Genomic DNA, 21160 nt, shown 5'->3' with positions numbered 1-21160 from the left:
TGTCTTAGGTAGTTAGCGCTTTCTACATGATTATGAAAAATAAATTAAAAAGCAGTTGCAAAATTATAAGGTCTATGATAATTTATATATGTTAAATCGCACCAAAGAGAGGATATCAATTATGACTAATTTAGGTAACATACAAATTAATATTTTGACGTCCTCTGACTCAACTGTATTACTAAGCAGTTGAGTGTTTTGAGGTGATTAATAAATTGTCGCTAATGAAAACCGTTCAACCTGGGTAATACATGAAACTTCTGTATTACCTAGATTGGACGGCTTTTTTATTTTGATTTAAGGAGAAGAGCAATGGAAACGGGGAAAAATGGTTTAAAACGTTCAATGGGCGTTATGACAGGTATTTCGGTAGTTATTGGGACGGTTGTGGGTTCAGGAATTTTCTTTAAGCAAGGTCAAGTGTTGGAAACTGCTGGGGGCACAACGGCAGGATTAGCTGCTTGGATAGTAGGTGGACTAATTACGCTAGCTGGTGGCTTAACGTTATCGGAAGTTGGCTCACGAATACCAGAAACTGGTGGTATTTATATTTATATGAAAAAGCTTTATGGCGAATTTGTTGGTTTCCTCACTGGATGGACACAAGTTGCCATATATGCGCCTGCTATTATTGCATCGGTTTCAGCTTATTTTGCAGAATTATTTGCGGATTTTTTTAACATATCGACACATTGGGTACCCACAATTGGTATTCTGACGTTACTGTTAATTACAGCGATGAATTCATTAGATAATCGGATTGCGGGTGCTTTTCAAGTGACAACAACAACAATCAAATTAATTCCAATCTTTGCTTTGGTTATCTTCGGTATATTTTTTGGAAAGGCAGATGCCTTGGGTCAGACAGTCCATCATATGACAGCAACGACATCGGGTAATTTTGGATTAGCTATTTTGGCAACTTTGTTTGCCTATGATGGTTGGGCGACATTAGCTAACTTAGGTGGTGAGTTAAAAAATCCGCGTCGTAATTTACCGCGAGCAATCATTGGTGGTTTACTAATCGTTATTTTGGTCTATGTTGGTGTGACGTATGGTATCTATCGGGCAGTACCTGCAAACCAAATCGTTTCGCTTGATAATGAAGTACCTTACACGGTTGCTCGGCAAGCGTTTGGAGAATTAGGTGGTAAATTATTGGCGATTGGTATTTTAGTTTCTATGGCGGGAACGCTTAATGGTAAAATGCTTGCCTTTCCGCGAATGGTTTATGCCATGGCAAATGAAGGCGTGTTGCCAAGTTATTTAAAAAAGACTAATCGTGCGCAGGCACCGATCACAGCATTATGGACGACAGCAGTTTTGGCTGCTATTTTAATTGTCATGTCAGGTGCTGATTGGTTATCAGATATGGCCGTCTTTGTTATTTGGTTATTCTATGCAGCAACATTTTTCGGTGTATTTATCTTGCGCTTACGGGACAAAAAAGCTGCTGTTAAACCTAATGAACTACTCTTTCAGGTACCTTTATATCCAATTATGCCAATAGTTGCCATTGGGGGTGCATTGTTTGTATTGATTAATACCCTAATTGCAAGTTTCTCAATGGTGCTCATTTCGTTTATCTTCGTTGCCATTGGTATCCCGGTTTATTATTATTACAAACGAAAGCGTCACTAATTGTTAATCAGACAGATAGTTCTAGGCATGTAATCAGAAATTAGTTGTTTCCTGACAAAATATGCGATAATGGATGTAAAAGAATCTATTAATAAGGGAGTATGTCAGTATGGGAAAGTATCATGTGACGAATTATGAACAGATGTCGTTTGATGATTTTAATCAGCCATCAGGTTTACCAATCGATCGTGACAATCGTTGGGTTGTGCGCGCAGATAATATTCCATGGCATGATCTAGAGAAACAATATGCATTGGTTTTTACAAGTAATCGCGGACCTAAACCATTACCGTTTCGTTTAGTATTTGGTGCATTGATGATCCAACAATTACTTGAATTAACTGATGAAGAAACACTAGAACAAATTAAAGAAAATCCTTATTTACAGTATTTTGTGGGTCAGTCTGGTTATGTTTATCAGCGACCATTTAGTTCATCAACTTTAAGTCGTGCGCGACAACGTATCGGGGATGATGAAGTATTGGCAATGGTTGATCAGATAGAAGAAATGATGATTGCGAAAGGCGTGACTTCTAAAATCGGCAAGCGTCATCAATGACTTTTTTAAAGAATTGATAGTTGTAATATGAGGGGGAAAAATGAAAAAAGTTACTTTGTTATTAAGCTTAATCGGTAATCTCGTATTATTTTTGGCGTTAAAGGTCGCTAAAGAACGTAATGATGCTTTTGAACGCCAAATTATGGCTGCTGATGAAAAGACTGAGATGACTCACAATGATCAGGAGGTTGGATAATGCACATTACTGAAGAAATGATGGATCCTGAGTTACGTAAAGCTGGGAAAGCAATTCGTCAGATAATGCCGTATGTCACACCAACTAGAATTAAGCTAATAAACAAAGCAACGGATGTACTACGTGGTACTAATCGAACTAACTTAAATTACGAACAGCATTATATTACGCGTGCGGATGGCTCTAAACTACGTATTTGCGTTTATTCGCCACAGACACCTCAAGAAAACGTGCCAGGTGTTTTATGGATTCATGGTGGGGGTTATGCATTAGAATTACCTGAATTAGAGGCAAGTGCTTTTGCACAAATAGCCAATGAAACCGGGGCAGTTATCGTGGCGCCGGATTATACGCGCTCACCAGACTGTCCTTATCCGGCGGCATTAGAAGATTGTTATGCCTCTTTAGAGTGGCTACGTGATCATACAGATGAATATGGTATTCGTAGTGACCAATTGGTAGTTGCTGGAGGCAGTGCTGGTGGAGGTTTGACAGCAGCACTTAATTTGTATGCTCGTGATAAGGGTGAGATTGCAATTGCTTTTCAGATTGCGTTTTATCCGATGTTAGATGATCAACCAACAGTAAGCTCATTAAACAATGATGCACCAATTTGGAATACAAAATCCAATGAGGTATCGTGGCGTTTATACCTTGGTGATTTATATGGCACTCATTCAATACCAGCGTATGCAGCACCGGCTCGGGCGGATGATTTAAGTGGGTTGCCCCCAATGATTTCATTTGTTGGTGATTTAGACCCATTCTATAGTGAGACAGTCACTTTCATTGATCGTTTAGCAGCCAGTGGGGTGCCAACTTATTTCAAGGTATACGAAGGAGCTTATCATGCATTCAATTTAATCACGAGTGCTGAACTAGCAAAGGATGCAAATCAATTTTTGGTTGATAATTTTAAATATTGTATGACGCAATATTTTGCCGAGCAACCTAAGTAACGAGAGCAAGACAAAAGTCGTTTTGAAGCTGGTTTGGAACGCGCTTATGTTATCAAAATTTCAATTTTATAATTAATACATTTTTAGCGAAAAAGGTTGGAACATTTCCTGTTGTTCCAGCTCTTTTTTTATGCCTTTCTGTTATTAGATAACGGTATGTTATGTTCTTGGCGTGCTCAGAAATGATTTGAAACACTGATATAAAAGCATTTTAATTTTATTTTTAAAAAATTCACAAAAAACAAAAAATACCGTTGCGATATATTCTTTTTCTCAAACTACACTTAGTACCTAACAGTTAAGTAGGGGAGATTGAGAATATGAAAGAAAGTAGTACGGAAGTTATCAATGAGGTACCAATTGTTAATCATCAGGATGTGAAGTTAAAAATTAGGCACTTTTTAAAAGTGTACGGGCCGGGCTTGATTGTTATGCTGGCCGATACTGATGCGGGGTGTCTAATTACAGCCGCTCAATCTGGCGCACAATGGGGGTATGCAATGGTTCTACCACAATTACTACTCATTCCAATCCTGTATGCAGCGCAAGAAATGACGGTTCGCCTTGGCATCGTGACACAACAAGGCCATGGTGAATTAATTCGACAACATTTTGGCAAAGGCTGGGCATGGTTGTCCGCAGGAACGTTGGGCATATCAGCAGTTGGTGCTTTACTAACTGAATTTATTGGTATCGCTGGTGTGGGAGAATTATTTGGTGTTTCGAAATGGTTGACCATTCCAGCAGCAACAATGTTGTTAATTGGGATTGCCTTTTGTGGTAGTTATCATCGTGTTGAAAAAATCGGGGTTATGATCGGTCTAGCTGAGCTTGCTTTCTTAGTTGCAATGTTTATGGCCAAACCGCAGCCCAGTGATTTCGTACAAGGTTTAACAACCGTTCCTTGGAAAAATTCTTCCTATGTATATCTTGTTGCCGCCAATGTGGGTGCGGTTATTATGCCATGGATGATTTTTTATCAACAAGGTGCAGTCATTGATAAACACCTTAGCAAAAAGGATATTTCAAAAGAAAAACATGACACATTGGTCGGTACGCTATTGACCCAAGGAATTATGATTATGTTTGTCATCACTTTTGCGGCAACAGTTGGTGTTGTTGGTCATCACGTATCGCTAAGCTCTGTTAGTGATTTAGCAACTGCAATTTCACCATATATTGGATCAACACCAGCGAAAATTTTTACTGGTCTAAGTCTGATGGGTGGTTCGTTAGTTGCAGCATTAGTTGTTGCTTTAGCAGGAACATGGGGAGTTACCGAGGTTCTAAACTGGCGGCACAGTTTGAATGAACGACTAAATAAATCAAATGTTGGTTTCTATACCATTTATTGTTTAGCTCATATCATTGGGGCAGTTATCGTATTAATGAATATCGATTTAGTTGATATCGCCGTTTCAGTTGAAGTGATGAATGCGTTATTGTTACCAATCGTCTTGGGATTTTTATTGCTATTAGAAGCAAAAGCATTACCAAAAGAGTATCGAATGCATGGTCTGTATCGATTTTTTGTCACTAGTGCTTGTCTCGTTGTGATGATTTTTGGCATGTATATGGTTGGACCAACACTTGGCATTTGGTAAGTCTAGGAAGGAGTTATTTTATGGATTACGTAGAAACAGTACAAAAAATTGATTGGCGGTTATTAAAGCAAATAACAGTTGAAAAAAGTGATGGTGAGAAGACACCATTTTATGCGTACAAGATTAACTTGGTTATTGATGCCCTGACGGATAATGATGAATTAAAAGATGAATTACGACAACGTATTTTTTCGCAAGTTAGTGAATCTGGTGACGAATTATCATCAACCACTATTCGTGACATGTTTATTAGTGCGTTGATTTCTATGGGAGAAGTTGCATTAGCTGATAAATATGTTGATTATCGAACGCATGACATTGAAAAGTGGCAATCGGTTATTGATCCAGGTCATAAATTAAATCAGTTATTTAACGGTCAAGATACTGTTGTTCATGAAAATGCTAATAAAGATAGTAACATCTTTAGCACACGGCGAGATTTAACAGCAGGGATGGTTGGTAAATCATTAGGATTAACTTTAATGCCACAGACTGTTGCTAAGGCACATTTACGTGGTGATATTCATTATCATGATTTGGATTATTCACCTCTGACATCGATGACGAACTGTTGTTTAATTGATTTTAAAGATATGCTAGCCAATGGTTTCAAAATTGGGAATGCAAATGTGGAACCACCTAAGTCAATTCAAACAGCCACAGCCCAAATGTCACAGATTATTGCGAATGTTGCGTCAAGTCAATATGGTGGTTGTTCATCTGACCGGACGGATGAAGTATTAGCACCTTATGCAGAGTTGAATTATAAAAAACATCTTGCAGAAGCTGAACAGTGGGTTTTGCCAGAAAAACGGGAATCATTTGCGCGTGATAAGACAAAAAAAGATATTTATGATGCGATGCAGGCACTTGAATATGAAGTGAATACATTGTTTTCGTCGAACGGACAAACCCCATTTACGACAGTTGGTTTTGGACTTGGTACGTCTTGGATTGAACGAGAAATTCAAAAAGCCATTTTACAGGTCAGAATTAATGGGTTGGGTAAACAACATCAAACGGCAATTTTTCCAAAACTGATTTTTACTGTTAAACGAGGATTGAACTTAGATAAGGCTGATCCAAATTATGATGTCAAACAATTAGCAGTAGAGTGTGCAACTAAGCGGATGTATCCTGATATTTTAATGTACGACAAAATTATTGAATTAACAGGTAGTTTTAAATGTCCAATGGGTTGCCGTAGCTTTTTACAAGGTTGGCAGGATGAAAATGGTCAAGAAGTTAATAGTGGTCGCATGAATTTAGGCGTGGTCACGATCAATTTGCCAAGAATCGCCATTGAAGCCAAAGGTGATAAAGATGTATTTTGGGAAATTATGGATGATCGAGTTCACTTAGCCAAAAAGGCATTATTGAATCGATTAAGTCGTTGTAAGGAAGCAAAACCAGAAAATGCACCGATTTTATATGAAAATGGTGCATTTGGTAAACGATTGCAGCCAACGGATTCGGTTGATGAATTATTTAAAAATAGTCGGGCAACCATTTCACTTGGTTATATTGGATTATATGAAGTTGGTACAGCCTTTTATGGTAGTGAGTGGGAAGATAATCAAGAAGCCCATGATTTTACAGTTGCGATTGTTAAGTATTTACATGATTATTGCTTGAAGTGGGAGAACCAATATGGTTATCACTTTAGTGTTTACTCAACACCTGCCGAATCATTGACCGATACTTTCTGTGAGGATGATATTGCGCGTTTTGGTATGATTCCGGATATTACGGCGAAGGAATATTACACGAATAGTTTCCACTACGATGTACGTAAAAACCCAACGCCATTTGAAAAACTAGCATTTGAGCAAGACTATCCAAAATACGCAGCGGGTGGTTTTATTCATTATTGTGAGTATCCCAATTTAAAGCAAAATCCAGCTGCGTTAGAAGCAGTTTGGGATTGGGCTTATGATCGTGTGGGTTACCTAGGAACAAATGCTTCGATTGATCACTGTTTTGAATGTGGTTTTGATGGTGAATTTAAACCAACTGCAAGAGGATTTGAATGTCCACAATGTGGTAATCGTGATCCAAAAACGTGTGATGTTGTTAAGCGAACTTGTGGTTATCTCGGAAATCCAATGATTCGACCAATGGTTCATGGTCGTCATAAGGAAATTGTGTCACGTGTTAAGCATATGCAGTTAGGAGGCCTTGAAGATGGTGAAATCTAATCGGCCACGACATATTAGACAGCCAAACAATCCGCAGCCACAAGAATGGTTAGCATCTGAACGTAGTTTACAATATGTGGCTAGTTATAAACCATTCAATATGGTTGATGGTGAAGGTATTCGATGCAGTCTTTATGTATCGGGTTGCTTGTTTAATTGTCCTGGTTGCTATAATCGGGTTGCTCAAAACTTTCATTATGGTAAACCTTATTCGCAAGCACTAGAGGATCGCATTATTGCTGATATGTCGCATAGCTATGTCCAAGGGTTGACATTACTTGGAGGCGAACCATTTTTAAATACCCAAGTTTGTTTGAAATTATGTCAGCGAATTCGACAAGAATTTGGACACACAAAGGATATTTGGTCATGGACGGGTTATACCTGGGATGAGTTGATGCAAGAATCCTATGACAAGTTAGAATTGTTAAGCATTATTGATATTTTGGTAGATGGTCGTTTCTTAGAAGAAAAGAAAGATTTGACGTTACAATTTCGTGGGAGTTCAAATCAAAGAATCATTGATGTGCCAAAGTCCTTAGCAACTGATGATGTTGTTATTTGGGATAAATTAGTTAGGTAGTTTAGGAGGAAAAACAGTGGCTGAATTAATCATTGACCATCTTTCGGTGGCTGTGCAAGATAAAACCATTTTAAATGATGTTAATTTAACGATTAAAAATGGTGAAATTCATGCACTGATGGGGCCAAATGGTACGGGAAAATCAACTTTATCAGAAACCATCATGGGGAATCCACGCTATCGAATTACAGGTGGGCGAATTTTATTAAATGATCAGAATATTACTGATATGGCAACTGATGAACGAGCTCGTGCAGGTATTTTTCTAGCAATGCAATATCCAGTTGAAGTTGCTGGCATTACGAATGCAGATTTTATTCATTCAGCAATGAACGCTCGCAATAATCATGATGCTGTCCCAGTACTAAAATTTCTTAAGTCATTACACCAAAATATGGCTTTTTTGGATATGGACGAAGACTATGCTAATCGTGGTTTAAATGAAGACTTTTCTGGTGGTGAAAAGAAACGCAATGAAATTTTACAACTAATGATGTTGCAACCAACAATGGCCGTTCTAGATGAAATCGACTCTGGTCTAGATATTGATGCCTTAAAAGTTGTTGCCCGCGGTATCAATAAGATGCGAAGTGAATCATTTAGTTGTTTGATGGTGACCCACTATCAGCGACTGCTCAATTATGTTGTTCCTGATGTGGTGCATGTCATGATGGGTGGACGCATTATTAAAACGGGTGGGCCGGAGTTGGCGGTAGCGCTCGAAAAAAATGGCTATGAAGGACTTGATCAGGTGTAAGGAGGTGAGTCATGCAATGACAACAGATGTCTTAGAACAAGCTAATTATCCTTATTATATGGGCATTAAGTATACAACAAAGGATTATGAATTTGTTAGTCACAATGAATCTGTACATTGGCAATGGTCGGCAGATGATGCAACGATGACAGAACTTAAGCACCACGGTGGTACAATTGTGCGTCTTGAAGATGAGGCACAGTTATCCAAACAAGTCACAGCATATATACAGAAACATCAAACAAATAAGTACATCGTACAGCATTTTCAACAACCGCTCGTCGGTTTGAAAATTATGATTCCTGATCATGTGGTTATTAAACAACCGTTAAATTTGACGATAGATTTAAGAGATGCCCAACCAATTGCATTGACGATAGTGTTGATCCTTGGTGAAGGCAGTCAGTTGACTCTGCAACAGGCTATCAATATTAATGGTCAGGTAGCTCATGCTAGTTGTGTGATAATTGGACATCAAGCAGATAATAGTCAGTTAAAATTGATGACTGCACTCAGCAATCAGATGCCCATCAACTTATCATTATTTGGGGAACTTGATGTGGCCAGAGATTGCGTGGCAGATTGGTCACTGGTACCAGGAGCTTACGGTAAATTATTGGGGGATGTTGTCGTGAACTTGAATGGTCAAGGTAGTACTGCAAAACTCAATGCGGTCAAAATCGGCATCGGTCAAGATTACAGTGGCTTTCAGGGATGTGTGAATCATTTGGCAACGCACACAACTAGTCGCATCAACATGCGTGGCGTGTTATTTGGCCAATCAAAGGTTAATTTTACAAGCGTCGGGCAAATTTATCACGGTGCCTATGGTTCAGATTCACAGCAAGAAGGGCGGTTGATGACGGTTGGTAAAAGTGCCCAAGGAACCGTCAATCCGTTATTGATTATCGATGAAAATGACGTCAATGCTGGCCATGCGGCTAGTGTTGGTCAGTATGATCCTGAAGAACTTTACTATCTATTAAGTCGAGGAATTACTGAACAACAAGCCAGAAAAATTTTAGTCTATGATTTTATTGCACCAGTGCTCCATGAGCTCACTGATGATTTGCAACAAAAGGTCATAGCAGCAGTTGAAGAAGGTGCAGGTGAAGATCTCCATGACAGTTTATAATCAGTTAGCTTACTTAGATAATGCTGCAACCACGCCGATGCCAGATGCCGTCCTTGAAGTGATTGATAATTATTATCAAAAACAAAAGGTCAATGTGCATCGTGGCATGTATATGTTAGCTAATGAGGTGACCCAACAATATGAACAGGTTCGTCAACAGGTAGCTGATTTCATTCATGCGCCCGATGTTGCAGATATTGTGTTTACTAGTGGTGCAACCGATGCGCTGAATTTGGTGGCATTTGGTTATGGTATGACACATCTTCATGCTGGGGATGAGATTATTATTAGTGTCATGGAACATCATTCTAATTTGGTACCTTGGCAACAAGTTGCCAAAATAACGGGGAGTAAACTACGCGTTGTTGACATTACAACAGATGGTCGGATTGATATGATATCATTGCAAAAAATGCTAAACAAACATACCAAAATTGTGTCACTAACATTAGTTTCAAATGTTTTAGGAACGTATACAGATATGCACCCAATTGCAAAGCTGGTGCATGAAGCTGGTGCCGTGCTACTGGTTGATGCAGCTCAGGCAGTTGCCCATATACCGATTGATGTGCAAGCAATTGAAGCCGACTTTTTGGCCTTTTCCGGACATAAAATGTTTGGTCCAACAGGTGTCGGGGTGCTATATGGGCGTGCGGATTTACTGGCTGAGACAAATCCAACGCGGTTCGGTGGTGAAATGATTGATCAAGTAACCAAAACAACGGCCACTTTTCAACCAGCACCATTAAAATTTGAAGCAGGAACACCAAATATTGCTGGTGTACTTGGGTTGGGTGCGGCGATTAAGTATATTTATCAGAAAAGCTACCAAACAATTGCTCAGATTGATCATGAATTGATAGATCATTTAATGACAGGGTTGGCTCAAATACCTGCGGTGACGGTGTATGGATCACCAATCGCAAGTGACCACCAAGGGGTTGTGAGCTTCAACGTAGACAATGTACATGCGCATGATGTTGCAACTATTTTGGATTCAGCAGGTGTTGCTGTCCGATCAGGTCACCATTGTGCGGAGCCCCTAATGCATTTTTTGGGTACTGAAAGTGTTGTACGAGTCAGTGTTAGTTTTGAAAATAAGTTGTCTGAAATTGATAAGTTATTGGCAGGTGTTCGTCAGGTAAAGGAGTTATTGACATGAGTGATATTCGACAACTTTATCAGCGGATTATCGTTGATCATGCCAATTATCCGCACCATTATGGTGAACTCAAGACGGCAAATTATAAAAAAACCTGTCGTAATCCAGACTGTGGCGATACCATTTCGATATTTGCACTAATTGTTGACGGTCAATTTATTGACATATCGTTTACAGGAAATGGCTGCATCATTAGTCAAGCATCTGCAAGTATGCTAATGGATATATTAATTAATCAGTCTGTCGATGTTGCGCTTGACCGTATGCAAAGTTTCCGCAAGTTAATCATGGGACAAGCAGTGGCTGCTAACGATTTAGGCGATAGTATTGCTTTTAGTACTTTAAGTGAATTTCCAACACGTGTTCGATGTGGTGCCTTAGCTTGGCATGCAATGTCAGAAATTATTAATGATTGGAGGGCAACCAATGGCTGAAGATTCCATATCAGTTAAAGGTCAGCAGACCAATGAAGAACGGGGCGCTGTTGATGAAATTGATCCAGTTTTTTCAACAGGTGTTGGTATTAGTGAGGATACAATTCGTAAAATTTCTGGTGCTAAGCATGAGCCTGATTGGATGTTAGCGTTACGTCTGAAAGCCTACCAAATCTATTTAAAAATGCCTTTACCGAAATTTGGACCTGATTTAAGTCAAATTAATTTGGATCATATTAAATATTTTCAACGAGCAACAGATCATGTGGCGCGGCAATGGGCAGATGTACCAGACACGATTAAAGAAACCTTTGAACGTATTGGTGTTCCTGAGGCTGAACGAGAGTATCTGGCAGGTTCAGCAGCTCAGTATGAATCTGAGGCAGTGTACAGTAATTTGAAACATGACTTGGAATCACAAGGAATCATTTTTATGGATACGGATTCTGCACTGCGTGAACATCCTAATTTGGTACAACAATATTTCGGCACCTTAATTTCGGCCAGCGATAATAAATTTGCTGCCTTAAATACGGCGGTTTGGTCCGGGGGGACTTTTTTATATGTGCCAAAAGGGGTGCATGCGGATGTGCCCATTCAAAGCTATTTTCGGATTAATGCCGGTCGAACCGGACAGTTTGAGCGAACGTTAATCATTGTTGATGAAGGGGGTTCGGTTAATTATGTTGAGGGCTGTACCGCACCAAATTATTCAGAAGACAGTTTACATGCGGCCGTGGTCGAGGTATTTGTGAAGCAAGGTGGCTATTGTCGCTATACAACGATTCAAAATTGGTCAACAAACGTTTATAGCTTGGAAACTAAACGGGCACGTGCTGAAGCAGCAGCATCGATGGAATGGGTTGATGGAAATCTAGGTTCTAAAGTGACAATGAAATATCCTAGTATTTATTTAGTTGGTCGTGGTGCAACTGGCTCGATGCTATCAATCGCTGCAGCCGGTAAAGACATGCATCAAGATACCGGTGCCAAGATGATACACATGGCACCCGACACGCATAGTACGATTATTTCAAAAGCCATTTGCCATGACGGCGGTCGTGCCGATTATCGTGGTTTGGTAAAGTATACAAAACGAGCGACAAACGCACATTCCCATTTAGAATGTGACACGATTCTTATGGATAATCAAAGCAGCAGTGATACATTTCCGGTGAATGATATTGCGACTAGCGATGGTACGATCGAACATGAAGCACGTGTTTCCAAAGTTTCAGAAGAAAAACTCTACTATTTAGAAAGTCGTGGATTAGATGAAGAAACCGCAACACAGTTGATAGTGATGGGGTTTTTGGATCCATTTACGAAACAACTACCGATGGAATACGCCGTTGAACTGAATCGATTGATTAAATTTCAGATGGTTGGTAGTGTTGGTTAAATAATTTTGAATAGACGCAATGAAAAAAGAGAGCGAGACAAAAGTCGTTTTGAAGCCGGTGTGTAACGTGGTTTTCGTCATTTTTGGCCGAAGCAAAGCGAAGGACAGAAATGTCGTAAATTGCGTTACATTGAGGCTTCAGACTTTTGGAACGCGTTTATGCTGTCAAACTAACATGCGTTTAATTAATATCTTTTAGCACAAAAATTAGAGGCTGAGACAACATCTGTCCCAGCCTCCTTTATATTTTAATTTTTCTTTCTTTCTTGAACGAAAAAGATAACAGATAGCAAAATTAGGAAACCAGCACCGATGCTGACAGAAACGCGTGTATCTGGATTAATAAACATAAAGACAACAATAACCAACAATGAAAGTAGTGCAAAATAGTTTGTTAATGGATATAGCGGCATTTTAAAAGGATGCTCAGCCATTAGTGTTTTATTAGAAGCCCGGAACCTTAATTCTGAAAATAGGATAACAAACCAAGGCACCATACCAGGTAATACACTTGAACTATATACTAAGACAAACAAGTCAGCAGTTGATTTATTATATGCAGAGAAGACAGTATTTAAAATCAATCCTAGTAGAATACCACCAGAGATGGCAAGAATTGAAACATAAGGTACTTGACGTGATGATAGTTTTGATAATGGCTTAGCTGTTTCACCATCTTTTGATAGTTTGAACAACATACGACTTGAACTATAGATACCAGAATTAGCACCTGACATAGCGGCAGTTAGGACCACGAAATTAATGATACCGGCAGCACCTGAAATACCAACTTTTGAAAATGTTTCTACGAATGGTGAACCGACTGCGTCAAGTTGGTTCCAAGGGTAGATTGTCACAATGACAAAAATAGCACCGATATAGAAAATTAAAATACGCCAAACGATTGAACGAATTGATGAAACAATGGCATGTTTAGGATGTTCAGCTTCACCAGCCGTAATACCCAGTACCTCAATTCCTTGATAAGACCCAACGACAATTGACATGGCAAAGATAAATCCTTTAAAGCCACCCGTGAAGAAGCCACCGTGTGACCATAAATTTGAAAGACCGATTGCGTGCCAATGATTACCTAACCCTAGAAAAATGACCATTGCACCTAGGACAATCATCACAATAATCGTTACTACTTTGATCATGGCAAAATAAAATTCCATCGTACCGTAAGCCTTAGCAGAAGTCAGGTTGGCAAGTGTTAGTGTCGCGATGACAACCACACCCGATATCCAACCAGGCAAGTGGGGCCACCAATAATTTAAATAAGTGCTGACAGCAATAACTTCACTGATACCAACGACGATATATTGAAAAACATTACTCCATTTTGTGAGGTAACCGGCTAAAGGGTGAATATAATTTGAAGCGTAGTCAGCAAATGATCCAGTTGTTGGATTAATGAAAATCATTTCACCTAAAGCGCGCATCACAAGATATAGCAAAATACCAACAAAGGCATAGGCTAATAGGACTGATGGACCAGTCCATTGAATGGTTGATGTTGATCCCATAAATAGACCGACACCAATTGTGCCACCTAAGGCAATCATTTGCATTTGACCACTCGTTAACGAACGTTTTAACTGACGTTCAGACTTTATCTGCTCACTCTTCATATGTGACACTCCTCTTTCTCCTAAAAAAGTATACAAAAAACCGCCCAATCAACTTGCACCGCAAAGCGGGTGTCGAGCTGATTGGACGGTTTGTTAACAATCAATAGTTATTAACAGCACGTTAAATATCCCAACCAGCCAAAAGGGTGGTTGAGGTGGTGGTCGTTAGATGATCTGCTAAGATTAAGTTTTTTGCTTTGTAAACTAACATAACGATTTCCTCCGTGCATTAATTAATAATTAGAAGAATATCATTATTATGCCAGGATGACAAGAGAAAATTTAAAATCTCATCGATATGAGTGACTAATTTATTAATTAAATAATAATAAAAAGTCAACAAAATCAATCATAACTAGCTATTATATATTGAAATAGTCGTTATTCGAGATATTTAAAAAGTGTCTTAAAAATTTGCGATATCGTACGCAAGAAATTAGAGGTTTAATTATGTCACAATTGAAATTATGGCAAAAAATGATTCGACGCGAAAATCCGAGTAGTTATGCAGATAAAGACGGCAAACTGCAGCCGGTATTAGGAAAAAGAGAAATGATTGCAATGGGGATTGGTACGGTAGTTGGTGCTGGTGTTTTTACTATGCCAGGCATTGTGGCAGCCGAATATGCAGGTCCAGCAGTCGTGATTTCTTTTGTTATTGCAGCATTAATTGCCGGATTATCCGCTTTAGCCTATTCAGAGTTAGCATCGGCCATGCCATTTGCTGGTTCAATTTATTCGTGGGCAAATGTTATTTTTGGTGAATTCATTGGTTGGATTGCGGGATGGGCAATTTTAGCAGAATATTTGATTGCTTTGGCGCTGGTTTCGTCGGCATGGTCCTCGTATTTCCAAGGCTTTTTAGCAAGCTTTGGCTTCGAATTACCAAAATTTTTTCAAGCATCGTTCAATTTAGCAAAAGGAACGGGCTTTGATTTATTTGGTGCCATAGCAATTTTAGTGGTCGGTGTCCTAGCTTCCCGCGGGCTGAGAAATATTGCTCGAATTGAAAATTGGCTTGTCGTTGGTAAAATTGCTGTCATTATTATCTTTATTGTGGTGGGGGCTACTGCAGTTCAAGTGAAAAACTGGCTGCCATTTATTCCCCATCATCAAACGGGCACTCATTTTGGTGGTATTACTGGGATTATTGCCGGGGCAACGCAAATTTTCTTTTCATACATCGGTTTTGATACGATTGCAGCTAATTCAGCAGAGGTGAAAAATCCACAGAAAACAATGCCACAAGCAATCGTTGGTACATTAGTCATTGCAACGGCTTTATTTGTGGGTGTCGCAGCAATTTTAACGGGGATGTATCCATATGAAAAATTTGCTGGTAACGCTGAACCAGCGGCATGGGCGTTGCGTGAATCAGGACATTTATTAACAGCTAATTTATTGTCAGTTGTCGCATTAGTGGGGATGTTTTCTGGATTAGTTGCTTTATTGATTGGCGGGTCACGATTGGTGTATTCGTTTGGTCGCGACGGACTGATGCCACGTCAACTTGCACAATTGGACAATGCGGGGCTACCTAAAGTAGCGACTGGGATTATTACAGCAATTGCGATTATTCTGGGAGGTGTTTTCCCAATTGACATGTTGGCAAATTTGGTGTCTGCAGGTACGTTGATCGCCTTTATTGTAGCTGGCTTGGCAGTTTTGAAACTGCGTAAACGGGCTGATATTGATCACAGTGGTTATAAAATGCCGTGGTACCCAGTACTGCCAATATTAGCTGCATTGGCTGCTTTCTTATTACTATGTTCGTTAAATACGACTGCTATTTATTTAACTGTTGGATGGTTGGTAATTGGGTTTATTGTGTATCTTTTCTACGGTAGTCATCATAGTTAAGTAAAGTCAGGATAGTATTATTTTTATGATTAGTAGTATGTTCGCAAATATAAGTGTGCGATAATAATTAGATACTAGTCGTTTAAATTGATGGGAGAAAAGCCGATGAAAAAATTATTGGTTTTAACTACAGGAGGAACCATTGCGTCAACAAAAACTGCTCAAGGTTTAGCGCCAGGAATGACAGCTGATGAATTGATGACCTATGTTGTACCACGTGATGATGTGATGATGTCTGTCGAAAACATCATGGGAAAAGACTCAACTAATATGCAACCTGAAGATTGGTTGATTATCGCCGGACGCATACTAGAACATCAGGATGAATTTGATGGTTTTATTGTGACTCATGGTACAGATACAATGGGTTATACCGCAGCCGCCTTGTCATACTTGCTATATGGTATTAAAAAACCAGTTGCGTTGACCGGATCACAAATTCCATTAGGTGAAATGCAGTCAGATGCTATTAGAAACCTGGATGATGCTGTCACGTTTGCTAGTAAAACGCATTTGACGGGAGTATATCTTGTATTTAACGGTTTGGTCATGATGGGGACGCGCGCTGTTAAGACCAAGACAAAGAGTTATGATGCGTTTGAGAGTATTAACTATCCTTATTTGGCAAGTGTGAATGCTGGGGAAATGGTGTCATTATATGAACCAGAGCCAGAAGAACCATTATTAAAGTCACACACTTCTTTGGATCCAAATATTTTTGTTTTGAAGGCCTTTCCAGGACTTTCAGTAGATATATTTGATTATTTAGTTGCGCATACACATGGTGTCATTATTGAGAGTTTTGGTAATGGTGGTTTACCGTTCCAACGACGTAATTTGATTCCGGGTATCGAGAAACTTATTGCTGCAGATATTCCAGTTATTATCACGACACAAATTTTAGAAGAAGGTCAAGATATTAATTTGTATGAAGTCGGTAAACGAGTTGCGGATGCTGGTGGTGTTACAGTTGGTGATATGAATACTGAGGCAGTCGTCGCAAAGTTGATGTGGGTATTAGATCAAACACGCGACCCGCAAAGAATCACAGAGATGATTCAGACGCAAACGGCTCATGATATTGGATTCGTCTAATGTGCAGTTAAAGAGGAGGCGCAAATGGCAAAATTATCATATGATATTTTAGAAAAATTTGGTACATTATCAACTAGTAAAAGTGGTTGGGAATTGCAATTAAACTTTGTGCAATGGGGTGAAAATAAACCTAAATTCGACATACGTTCATGGTCACCAGACAATAGTAAGATGGGTAAAGGGTTAACTTTATCTCATGATGAGGTGGTTGCACTGTACGATGTATTAGCGAATGTATTAGCAGCAGAACACGCACCTGTAACAGATGTCACAGATGATATTGTAGATACTGATTCACAAACAAATGAGCAGCCTAAATGGGGACGTTTGGACGAGATGTAGAAGACACATATAAAAAATATTTAAATGACTGTCAGTCGGTTGATTAAGGTGCGTCACAATAGTGTGCACGAACAAAGTTAGACTGATAGTTTTTTATATAAATTGTTATATTTTTATTCAATTTAATAGACTTACAGCATTCGTAAACCAAGACCAAAACCACCTAATATACCCTTCTTGTTGACCATTGACATGAGTTTAAGCACTTCAGTTGGAATGCCTTGGTTATCTACTCGAGCAATTTTAGAATTATTATCTATGAAACGAGGTATTTCAATTCCTTTTAGTTGGTTGTTCAGCAATTTTATTTGATATTTTTTTAGGTAAATACCAAGCGTGGTTTCTTTACCAACAGATTGAATAGCAAGGTCAAATTGTTTCAACAAGACGGTGTTTTTATTTTTCATAAGGTAAATCCTCCCTTAACGGTTAATAATTATATGATACATGATTGTTAATCGTTATTAAAAATAAATTTTACCTAAATTAATAAATAGGTTTGATGCCATTAATTGAAGTGAAAATTAATGTTTCGTGGTTATCATAATAGTCACTGTTGACGTTGAGGTTTGTTGCTTAGTTTCTGCAATAATGGTATCTACCGTCCACGTCTGAATACGATGACCTAACTTGATGGGTGTCGCAATCGCAAGTAATGTACCAGTCGTTGCAGCATTTAAATGATGTGTATGAATATCAACACCGACAGGAATTTGGTCGGGATTTGTTAAGCTAGCATTAGCGCCTAGACTAGCTGCTGTTTCAGCAAGAAAAGCATTAATACCACCATGCACGATACCATAGGGTTGCTTAATCTGATCGGTGATTGGTAGTTGTATGATTGTTTTTTCAGCAGTTATGAGTTTGTTTTCAACGTTTAAAAATTGTAATGCATCCATGGTCGTCCCTCGTTTTCAAAGTAGTATCAGATTAATCCTCATTTTAATATTAATTTGGAAAAAATAATAGAAAAGATTATAATGCACTAGTAGTGTTTATTGTACAGATATAAAAAATAGGAAGTGGCAAAATAAATATGACAGTAGAATGGTCAACAGTTAAAGAATACTCAGAAATTTTCTTTGAGCGTGCTGATGCAATTGCTAAGATTACGATGAATAATCCACGTCATCATAATGCGTTTACACCTGATATGGTGCAAGAAATGATTGATGCTTTTTCAATTGCACGTGATGATGCTTCAATTGGTGTGATTATTTTAACTGGAGAAGGGGATAAGGCCTTTTCTTCTGGTGGTGATCAATCAGTACGTGGTAATGGTGGTTATGTTGGCCATGATCACATTGCACGTTTGAACGTTTTGGATTTGCAACACTTGATGCGTATCATTCCAAAGCCAATTATTGCGATGGTTAAAGGTTGGTCAGTCGGTGGTGGTAACATTTTGCAACTAGTTTGTGATTTGACGATAGCTGCTGATAATGCCATGTTTGGTCAAACTGGACCAAAGGTTGGTTCATTTGATGCAGGATATGGTTCAGGTTACTTAGCTCGTGTTATTGGACATAAGCGTGCGAAGGAAGTTTGGTTCTTGAATAAGTTCTACACAGCACAAGAAGCTTACGATATGAACTGGATCAACCGCGTCGTACCATTGGCTGAGGTTGAAGATGCAACGTTAGAGTGGGCTAATATCATTCTACAAAAGTCACCAACTGCTTTGCGCTTTATTAAAGCTGCGATGAATGCTGATACAGATGGTTTAGCTGGTTTGCAACAATTTGCTGGGGATGCCACAATGTTGTATTACACAACTGATGAAGGAAAAGAAGGTAAGAATGCCTTTCTTGAAAAGCGCCAACCAGATTTTACCAAGTATCCAAAGTTCCCATAAAAATAATGAAGACTCGGTAAGCGACAGGTCAATGTCAGCTATCGGGTTTTTTATTCGATTTTTGCTTTAAAAATATATAGAAGGAATATTCATGGAAAATTGGCTAACAAAACGCGCACAATTATCACCTGACCATTTGGCTGTTCAGTATCAGGAAACAAAGTTGACCTTTGCGCAGATGAACGACCAGGTGCAACATATTGCGACACAATTGGCGCAGATTGCTCAAAATGAAGAACGAATTGCGGTAATTACTTCAAATCAGTTGCAAGGCTATTTGATGATTCTAGCTGTACAACAATTAGGTAAAACAATCGTTCTGATTAATCGTCGTTTATCTGCAAGAGAAATTGATTTTCAATTAAAAGATGCTGGTATTCAGGTTGTCGTGCAAGATAATGATTTTCACTTAACACTATCAGTCAATAAGCAAGTTTCTTTTGCCGAAGTATTGGCAATACCGGTTACTGAACTAATTAATCCCGTTGCTGACTTTGACTTAAATAAAGTAACATCAATTATGTATACATCAGGAACGACCGGTAATCCTAAAGGGGTCATGCAAACCTTTGGTAACCATTTTTATTCAGCTATTGGCTCAGCGTTAAATTTGGGCATTATGACTGAGGATGTCTGGCTGGCAGTTGTTCCTATTTTTCATATTAGTGGTTTGTCAATTATGATGAGATCACTTATTTATGGTATGGGTGTGCGTCTGTTTGAAAAATTTGATGTTCATGCCATTAACAAAACCTTATTAAGTGGAGAAGTGACAACGATTTCAGTTGTGCCGATGATGTTGACACAACTACTGAGTGATTTGCCAGCAGGAACCCGTTATCACAAAAACTTTCGTACGATGTTGTTGGGTGGTGGACCAACTGACTTAACAACTTTACAACGAGCAACAGCAGCAGGTATCGAAGTTGTGCAATCATATGGTATGACAGAAACTGCATCACAAGTGATTGCCTTGGATGCGGCAAATGCGCAACGGAAAATTGGGTCAGCTGGTAAGCCACTGTTCCCTGTTTCAGTTCGTATTGCACATCAGGATGAAAATCGTCATGGTCGCATCCAAATTAAATCGCCAACATTAGCGGTTGGCTATTTAAATCAACCAGAGAAATATGCTAATACATTCGAAAATGGCTGGTTTGATACAGGTGACATGGGTTGGTTAGATGACGAAGGTTTCTTATACATTGATGGTCGTGAAGGAGATATGATTTCATCAGGTGGTGAAAATGTCTTCCCTGATGAAATTGAATCGATCTTTGCGAAACTAGATGCAATAAAGCAAATTGCAGTGGTAGGTGTCCCCGATGAAAAATGGGGTGCGGTACCAGTCGCTTTTGTTACGTTTACGGATGGTAAGTCGCTATCTCGACAGGAGTTACGCAATTTTGGTCGAGACATGTTAGCGCATTATAAGGTACCCGCACACTTTTATAATGCATCAGAATTACCACGGACAGCGAGCGGTAAAGTGCAACGACATAAATTGCCGCATTTGATTGCGGAATCATCAGAAATAAAATAAGCATTTACCTTGAATTTTTGAGATGAGCGACTATAATGGTTGGTAATCTAGGAAAGGGGGTGATACGTTTTGACAGATATACACAATCAACAAAACGTATCGCCCTTGTAAAAGGAAACAAGGGCGATACGTTCTGTATAGTTTAGTGGGCAACTACTAAAAAGATTATGCGGATTGTAATTTAACAGCATAATCGGAAGC

20 protein-coding genes are annotated in these 21160 nt (G+C 39.0%); 17 read left to right on the top strand and 3 right to left on the bottom strand.

The genetic code is table 11. From position 1 onward, the window contains the following. Nucleotides 1-312: 312 nt before the first annotated feature. The 12 genes from HMPREF0877_RS04875 to sufB all read left to right on the top strand — a co-directional run bounded on the left by HMPREF0877_RS04875 (nt 313) and on the right by sufB (nt 12630). Nucleotides 313-1641, top strand: a complete 1329-nt coding sequence (locus HMPREF0877_RS04875; RefSeq protein WP_002828134.1) for an APC family permease — start codon at nt 313-315, stop codon at nt 1639-1641. Nucleotides 1642-1750: 109 nt separating this feature from the next. Beyond that, nucleotides 1751-2200, top strand: a complete 450-nt coding sequence (locus tag HMPREF0877_RS04870; RefSeq protein WP_002828133.1) for a transposase — start codon at nt 1751-1753, stop codon at nt 2198-2200. A 40-nt stretch (nt 2201-2240) separates the two neighbouring features. After that, nucleotides 2241-2396, top strand: a complete 156-nt coding sequence (locus tag HMPREF0877_RS10110; RefSeq protein ID WP_002828131.1) for a hypothetical protein — start codon at nt 2241-2243, stop codon at nt 2394-2396. Next, entirely contained in the window at nt 2396-3355 is a 960-nt protein-coding gene (locus HMPREF0877_RS04865) for an alpha/beta hydrolase (protein ID WP_002828130.1), read from the top strand. The genes HMPREF0877_RS10110 and HMPREF0877_RS04865 overlap by 1 nt, the downstream gene beginning before the upstream one ends. 320 nt (nt 3356-3675) lie before the next feature. Next, nucleotides 3676-4959 carry an NRAMP family divalent metal transporter gene (locus tag HMPREF0877_RS04860; protein WP_002828129.1) on the top strand — a complete coding sequence of 428 codons (1284 nt, stop codon included), beginning with the start codon at nt 3676-3678 and terminating at the stop codon, nt 4957-4959. 20 nt (nt 4960-4979) lie between these two features. After that, nucleotides 4980-7157, top strand: a complete 2178-nt coding sequence (gene nrdD / locus HMPREF0877_RS04855; RefSeq protein WP_002828128.1) for an anaerobic ribonucleoside-triphosphate reductase — start codon at nt 4980-4982, stop codon at nt 7155-7157. Next, nucleotides 7144-7740 carry an anaerobic ribonucleoside-triphosphate reductase activating protein gene (gene nrdG / locus HMPREF0877_RS04850; RefSeq protein WP_002828127.1) on the top strand — a complete coding sequence of 199 codons (597 nt, stop codon included), beginning with the start codon at nt 7144-7146 and terminating at the stop codon, nt 7738-7740. The genes nrdD and nrdG overlap by 14 nt, the downstream gene beginning before the upstream one ends. 16 nt (nt 7741-7756) lie before the next feature. Next, entirely contained in the window at nt 7757-8497 is a 741-nt protein-coding gene (gene sufC / locus HMPREF0877_RS04845) for a Fe-S cluster assembly ATPase SufC (RefSeq protein ID WP_002828126.1), read from the top strand. 16 nt (nt 8498-8513) lie between these two features. Beyond that, entirely contained in the window at nt 8514-9632 is a 1119-nt protein-coding gene (locus tag HMPREF0877_RS04840) for a SufD family Fe-S cluster assembly protein (protein WP_138075729.1), read from the top strand. After that, nucleotides 9619-10794: an aminotransferase class V-fold PLP-dependent enzyme gene (locus HMPREF0877_RS04835; protein ID WP_002828124.1), complete on the top strand. Its 1176-nt coding sequence runs from the start codon at nt 9619-9621 to the stop codon at nt 10792-10794. The genes HMPREF0877_RS04840 and HMPREF0877_RS04835 overlap by 14 nt, the downstream gene beginning before the upstream one ends. Then, complete coding sequence (sufU, locus tag HMPREF0877_RS04830; RefSeq protein ID WP_002828123.1) at nt 10791-11228, top strand: Fe-S cluster assembly sulfur transfer protein SufU; 438 nt, start codon at nt 10791-10793, stop codon at nt 11226-11228. Before HMPREF0877_RS04835 ends, sufU begins: the two co-directional genes overlap by 4 nt. Beyond that, entirely contained in the window at nt 11221-12630 is a 1410-nt protein-coding gene (gene sufB / locus HMPREF0877_RS04825; protein WP_002828122.1) for a Fe-S cluster assembly protein SufB, read from the top strand. The genes sufU and sufB overlap by 8 nt, the downstream gene beginning before the upstream one ends. Before the next feature lie 248 nt (nt 12631-12878). Here the strand turns inward: sufB and HMPREF0877_RS04820 are convergent, their stop codons facing one another. Then, entirely contained in the window at nt 12879-14264 is a 1386-nt protein-coding gene (locus HMPREF0877_RS04820; RefSeq protein ID WP_002828121.1) for an amino acid permease, read from the bottom strand. Between the two features lie 450 nt (nt 14265-14714). On the opposite strand from HMPREF0877_RS04820, the gene HMPREF0877_RS04815 reads away from it, so the two are divergent. From HMPREF0877_RS04815 to HMPREF0877_RS04805, 3 genes are all read left to right on the top strand, one after another. Further along, nucleotides 14715-16124, top strand: coding sequence for an APC family permease (locus tag HMPREF0877_RS04815; protein ID WP_002828119.1), 1410 nt, complete (start codon nt 14715-14717; stop codon nt 16122-16124). Between the two features lie 105 nt (nt 16125-16229). Beyond that, a complete protein-coding gene (locus tag HMPREF0877_RS04810) occupies nt 16230-17219 on the top strand; it encodes an asparaginase (protein ID WP_040760604.1) in 990 nt (329 codons plus the stop codon). Between the two features lie 24 nt (nt 17220-17243). Next, on the top strand, nt 17244-17561 hold the full coding sequence (locus HMPREF0877_RS04805) for a YdbC family protein (protein WP_002828117.1): 318 nt from the start codon (nt 17244-17246) through the stop codon (nt 17559-17561). A 131-nt stretch (nt 17562-17692) separates the two neighbouring features. On the opposite strand, the gene HMPREF0877_RS04800 is transcribed toward HMPREF0877_RS04805, so the two are convergent. Together HMPREF0877_RS04800 and HMPREF0877_RS04795 are read right to left on the bottom strand one after the other, a co-directional pair. After that, entirely contained in the window at nt 17693-17968 is a 276-nt protein-coding gene (locus tag HMPREF0877_RS04800; RefSeq protein WP_002828115.1) for a hypothetical protein, read from the bottom strand. 117 nt (nt 17969-18085) lie between these two features. Continuing rightward, complete coding sequence (locus HMPREF0877_RS04795; protein WP_002828113.1) at nt 18086-18460, bottom strand: PaaI family thioesterase; 375 nt, start codon at nt 18458-18460, stop codon at nt 18086-18088. A 137-nt stretch (nt 18461-18597) separates the two neighbouring features. Between HMPREF0877_RS04795 and menB the strand changes: the two genes are divergently transcribed. Next, entirely contained in the window at nt 18598-19416 is an 819-nt protein-coding gene (menB, locus tag HMPREF0877_RS04790) for a 1,4-dihydroxy-2-naphthoyl-CoA synthase (RefSeq protein ID WP_002828112.1), read from the top strand. 91 nt (nt 19417-19507) lie between these two features. Next, entirely contained in the window at nt 19508-20959 is a 1452-nt protein-coding gene (locus tag HMPREF0877_RS04785) for an o-succinylbenzoate--CoA ligase (protein ID WP_002828111.1), read from the top strand. The last annotated feature ends 201 nt before the right edge of the window (nt 20960-21160 follow it).

Source organism: Weissella paramesenteroides ATCC 33313 (assembly GCF_000160575.1).
Classification (GTDB): domain Bacteria; phylum Bacillota; class Bacilli; order Lactobacillales; family Lactobacillaceae; genus Weissella; species Weissella paramesenteroides.
The sequence above is the reverse complement of the archived record's forward strand: the minus strand, read 5'-3'. Positions and strand labels throughout refer to the sequence as shown.

Coding starts and splice junctions, on each gene's coding strand:
- nrdG (WP_002828127.1), top strand. CDS start 7,144: ATGGTGAAATCTAATCGGCCACGACATATTAGACAGCCAAACAATCCG.
- sufU (WP_002828123.1), top strand. CDS start 10,791: ATGAGTGATATTCGACAACTTTATCAGCGGATTATCGTTGATCATGCC.
- HMPREF0877_RS04870 (WP_002828133.1), top strand. CDS start 1,751: ATGGGAAAGTATCATGTGACGAATTATGAACAGATGTCGTTTGATGAT.
- HMPREF0877_RS04805 (WP_002828117.1), top strand. CDS start 17,244: ATGGCAAAATTATCATATGATATTTTAGAAAAATTTGGTACATTATCA.
- HMPREF0877_RS04785 (WP_002828111.1), top strand. CDS start 19,508: ATGGAAAATTGGCTAACAAAACGCGCACAATTATCACCTGACCATTTG.
- HMPREF0877_RS04815 (WP_002828119.1), top strand. CDS start 14,715: ATGTCACAATTGAAATTATGGCAAAAAATGATTCGACGCGAAAATCCG.
- HMPREF0877_RS10110 (WP_002828131.1), top strand. CDS start 2,241: ATGAAAAAAGTTACTTTGTTATTAAGCTTAATCGGTAATCTCGTATTA.
- HMPREF0877_RS04810 (WP_040760604.1), top strand. CDS start 16,230: ATGAAAAAATTATTGGTTTTAACTACAGGAGGAACCATTGCGTCAACA.
- HMPREF0877_RS04800 (WP_002828115.1), bottom strand. CDS start 17,968: ATGAAAAATAAAAACACCGTCTTGTTGAAACAATTTGACCTTGCTATT.
- HMPREF0877_RS04835 (WP_002828124.1), top strand. CDS start 9,619: ATGACAGTTTATAATCAGTTAGCTTACTTAGATAATGCTGCAACCACG.
- HMPREF0877_RS04860 (WP_002828129.1), top strand. CDS start 3,676: ATGAAAGAAAGTAGTACGGAAGTTATCAATGAGGTACCAATTGTTAAT.
- HMPREF0877_RS04865 (WP_002828130.1), top strand. CDS start 2,396: ATGCACATTACTGAAGAAATGATGGATCCTGAGTTACGTAAAGCTGGG.
- menB (WP_002828112.1), top strand. CDS start 18,598: ATGACAGTAGAATGGTCAACAGTTAAAGAATACTCAGAAATTTTCTTT.
- sufB (WP_002828122.1), top strand. CDS start 11,221: ATGGCTGAAGATTCCATATCAGTTAAAGGTCAGCAGACCAATGAAGAA.
- nrdD (WP_002828128.1), top strand. CDS start 4,980: ATGGATTACGTAGAAACAGTACAAAAAATTGATTGGCGGTTATTAAAG.
- HMPREF0877_RS04875 (WP_002828134.1), top strand. CDS start 313: ATGGAAACGGGGAAAAATGGTTTAAAACGTTCAATGGGCGTTATGACA.
- HMPREF0877_RS04795 (WP_002828113.1), bottom strand. CDS start 18,460: ATGGATGCATTACAATTTTTAAACGTTGAAAACAAACTCATAACTGCT.
- HMPREF0877_RS04820 (WP_002828121.1), bottom strand. CDS start 14,264: ATGAAGAGTGAGCAGATAAAGTCTGAACGTCAGTTAAAACGTTCGTTA.
- HMPREF0877_RS04840 (WP_138075729.1), top strand. CDS start 8,514: ATGACAACAGATGTCTTAGAACAAGCTAATTATCCTTATTATATGGGC.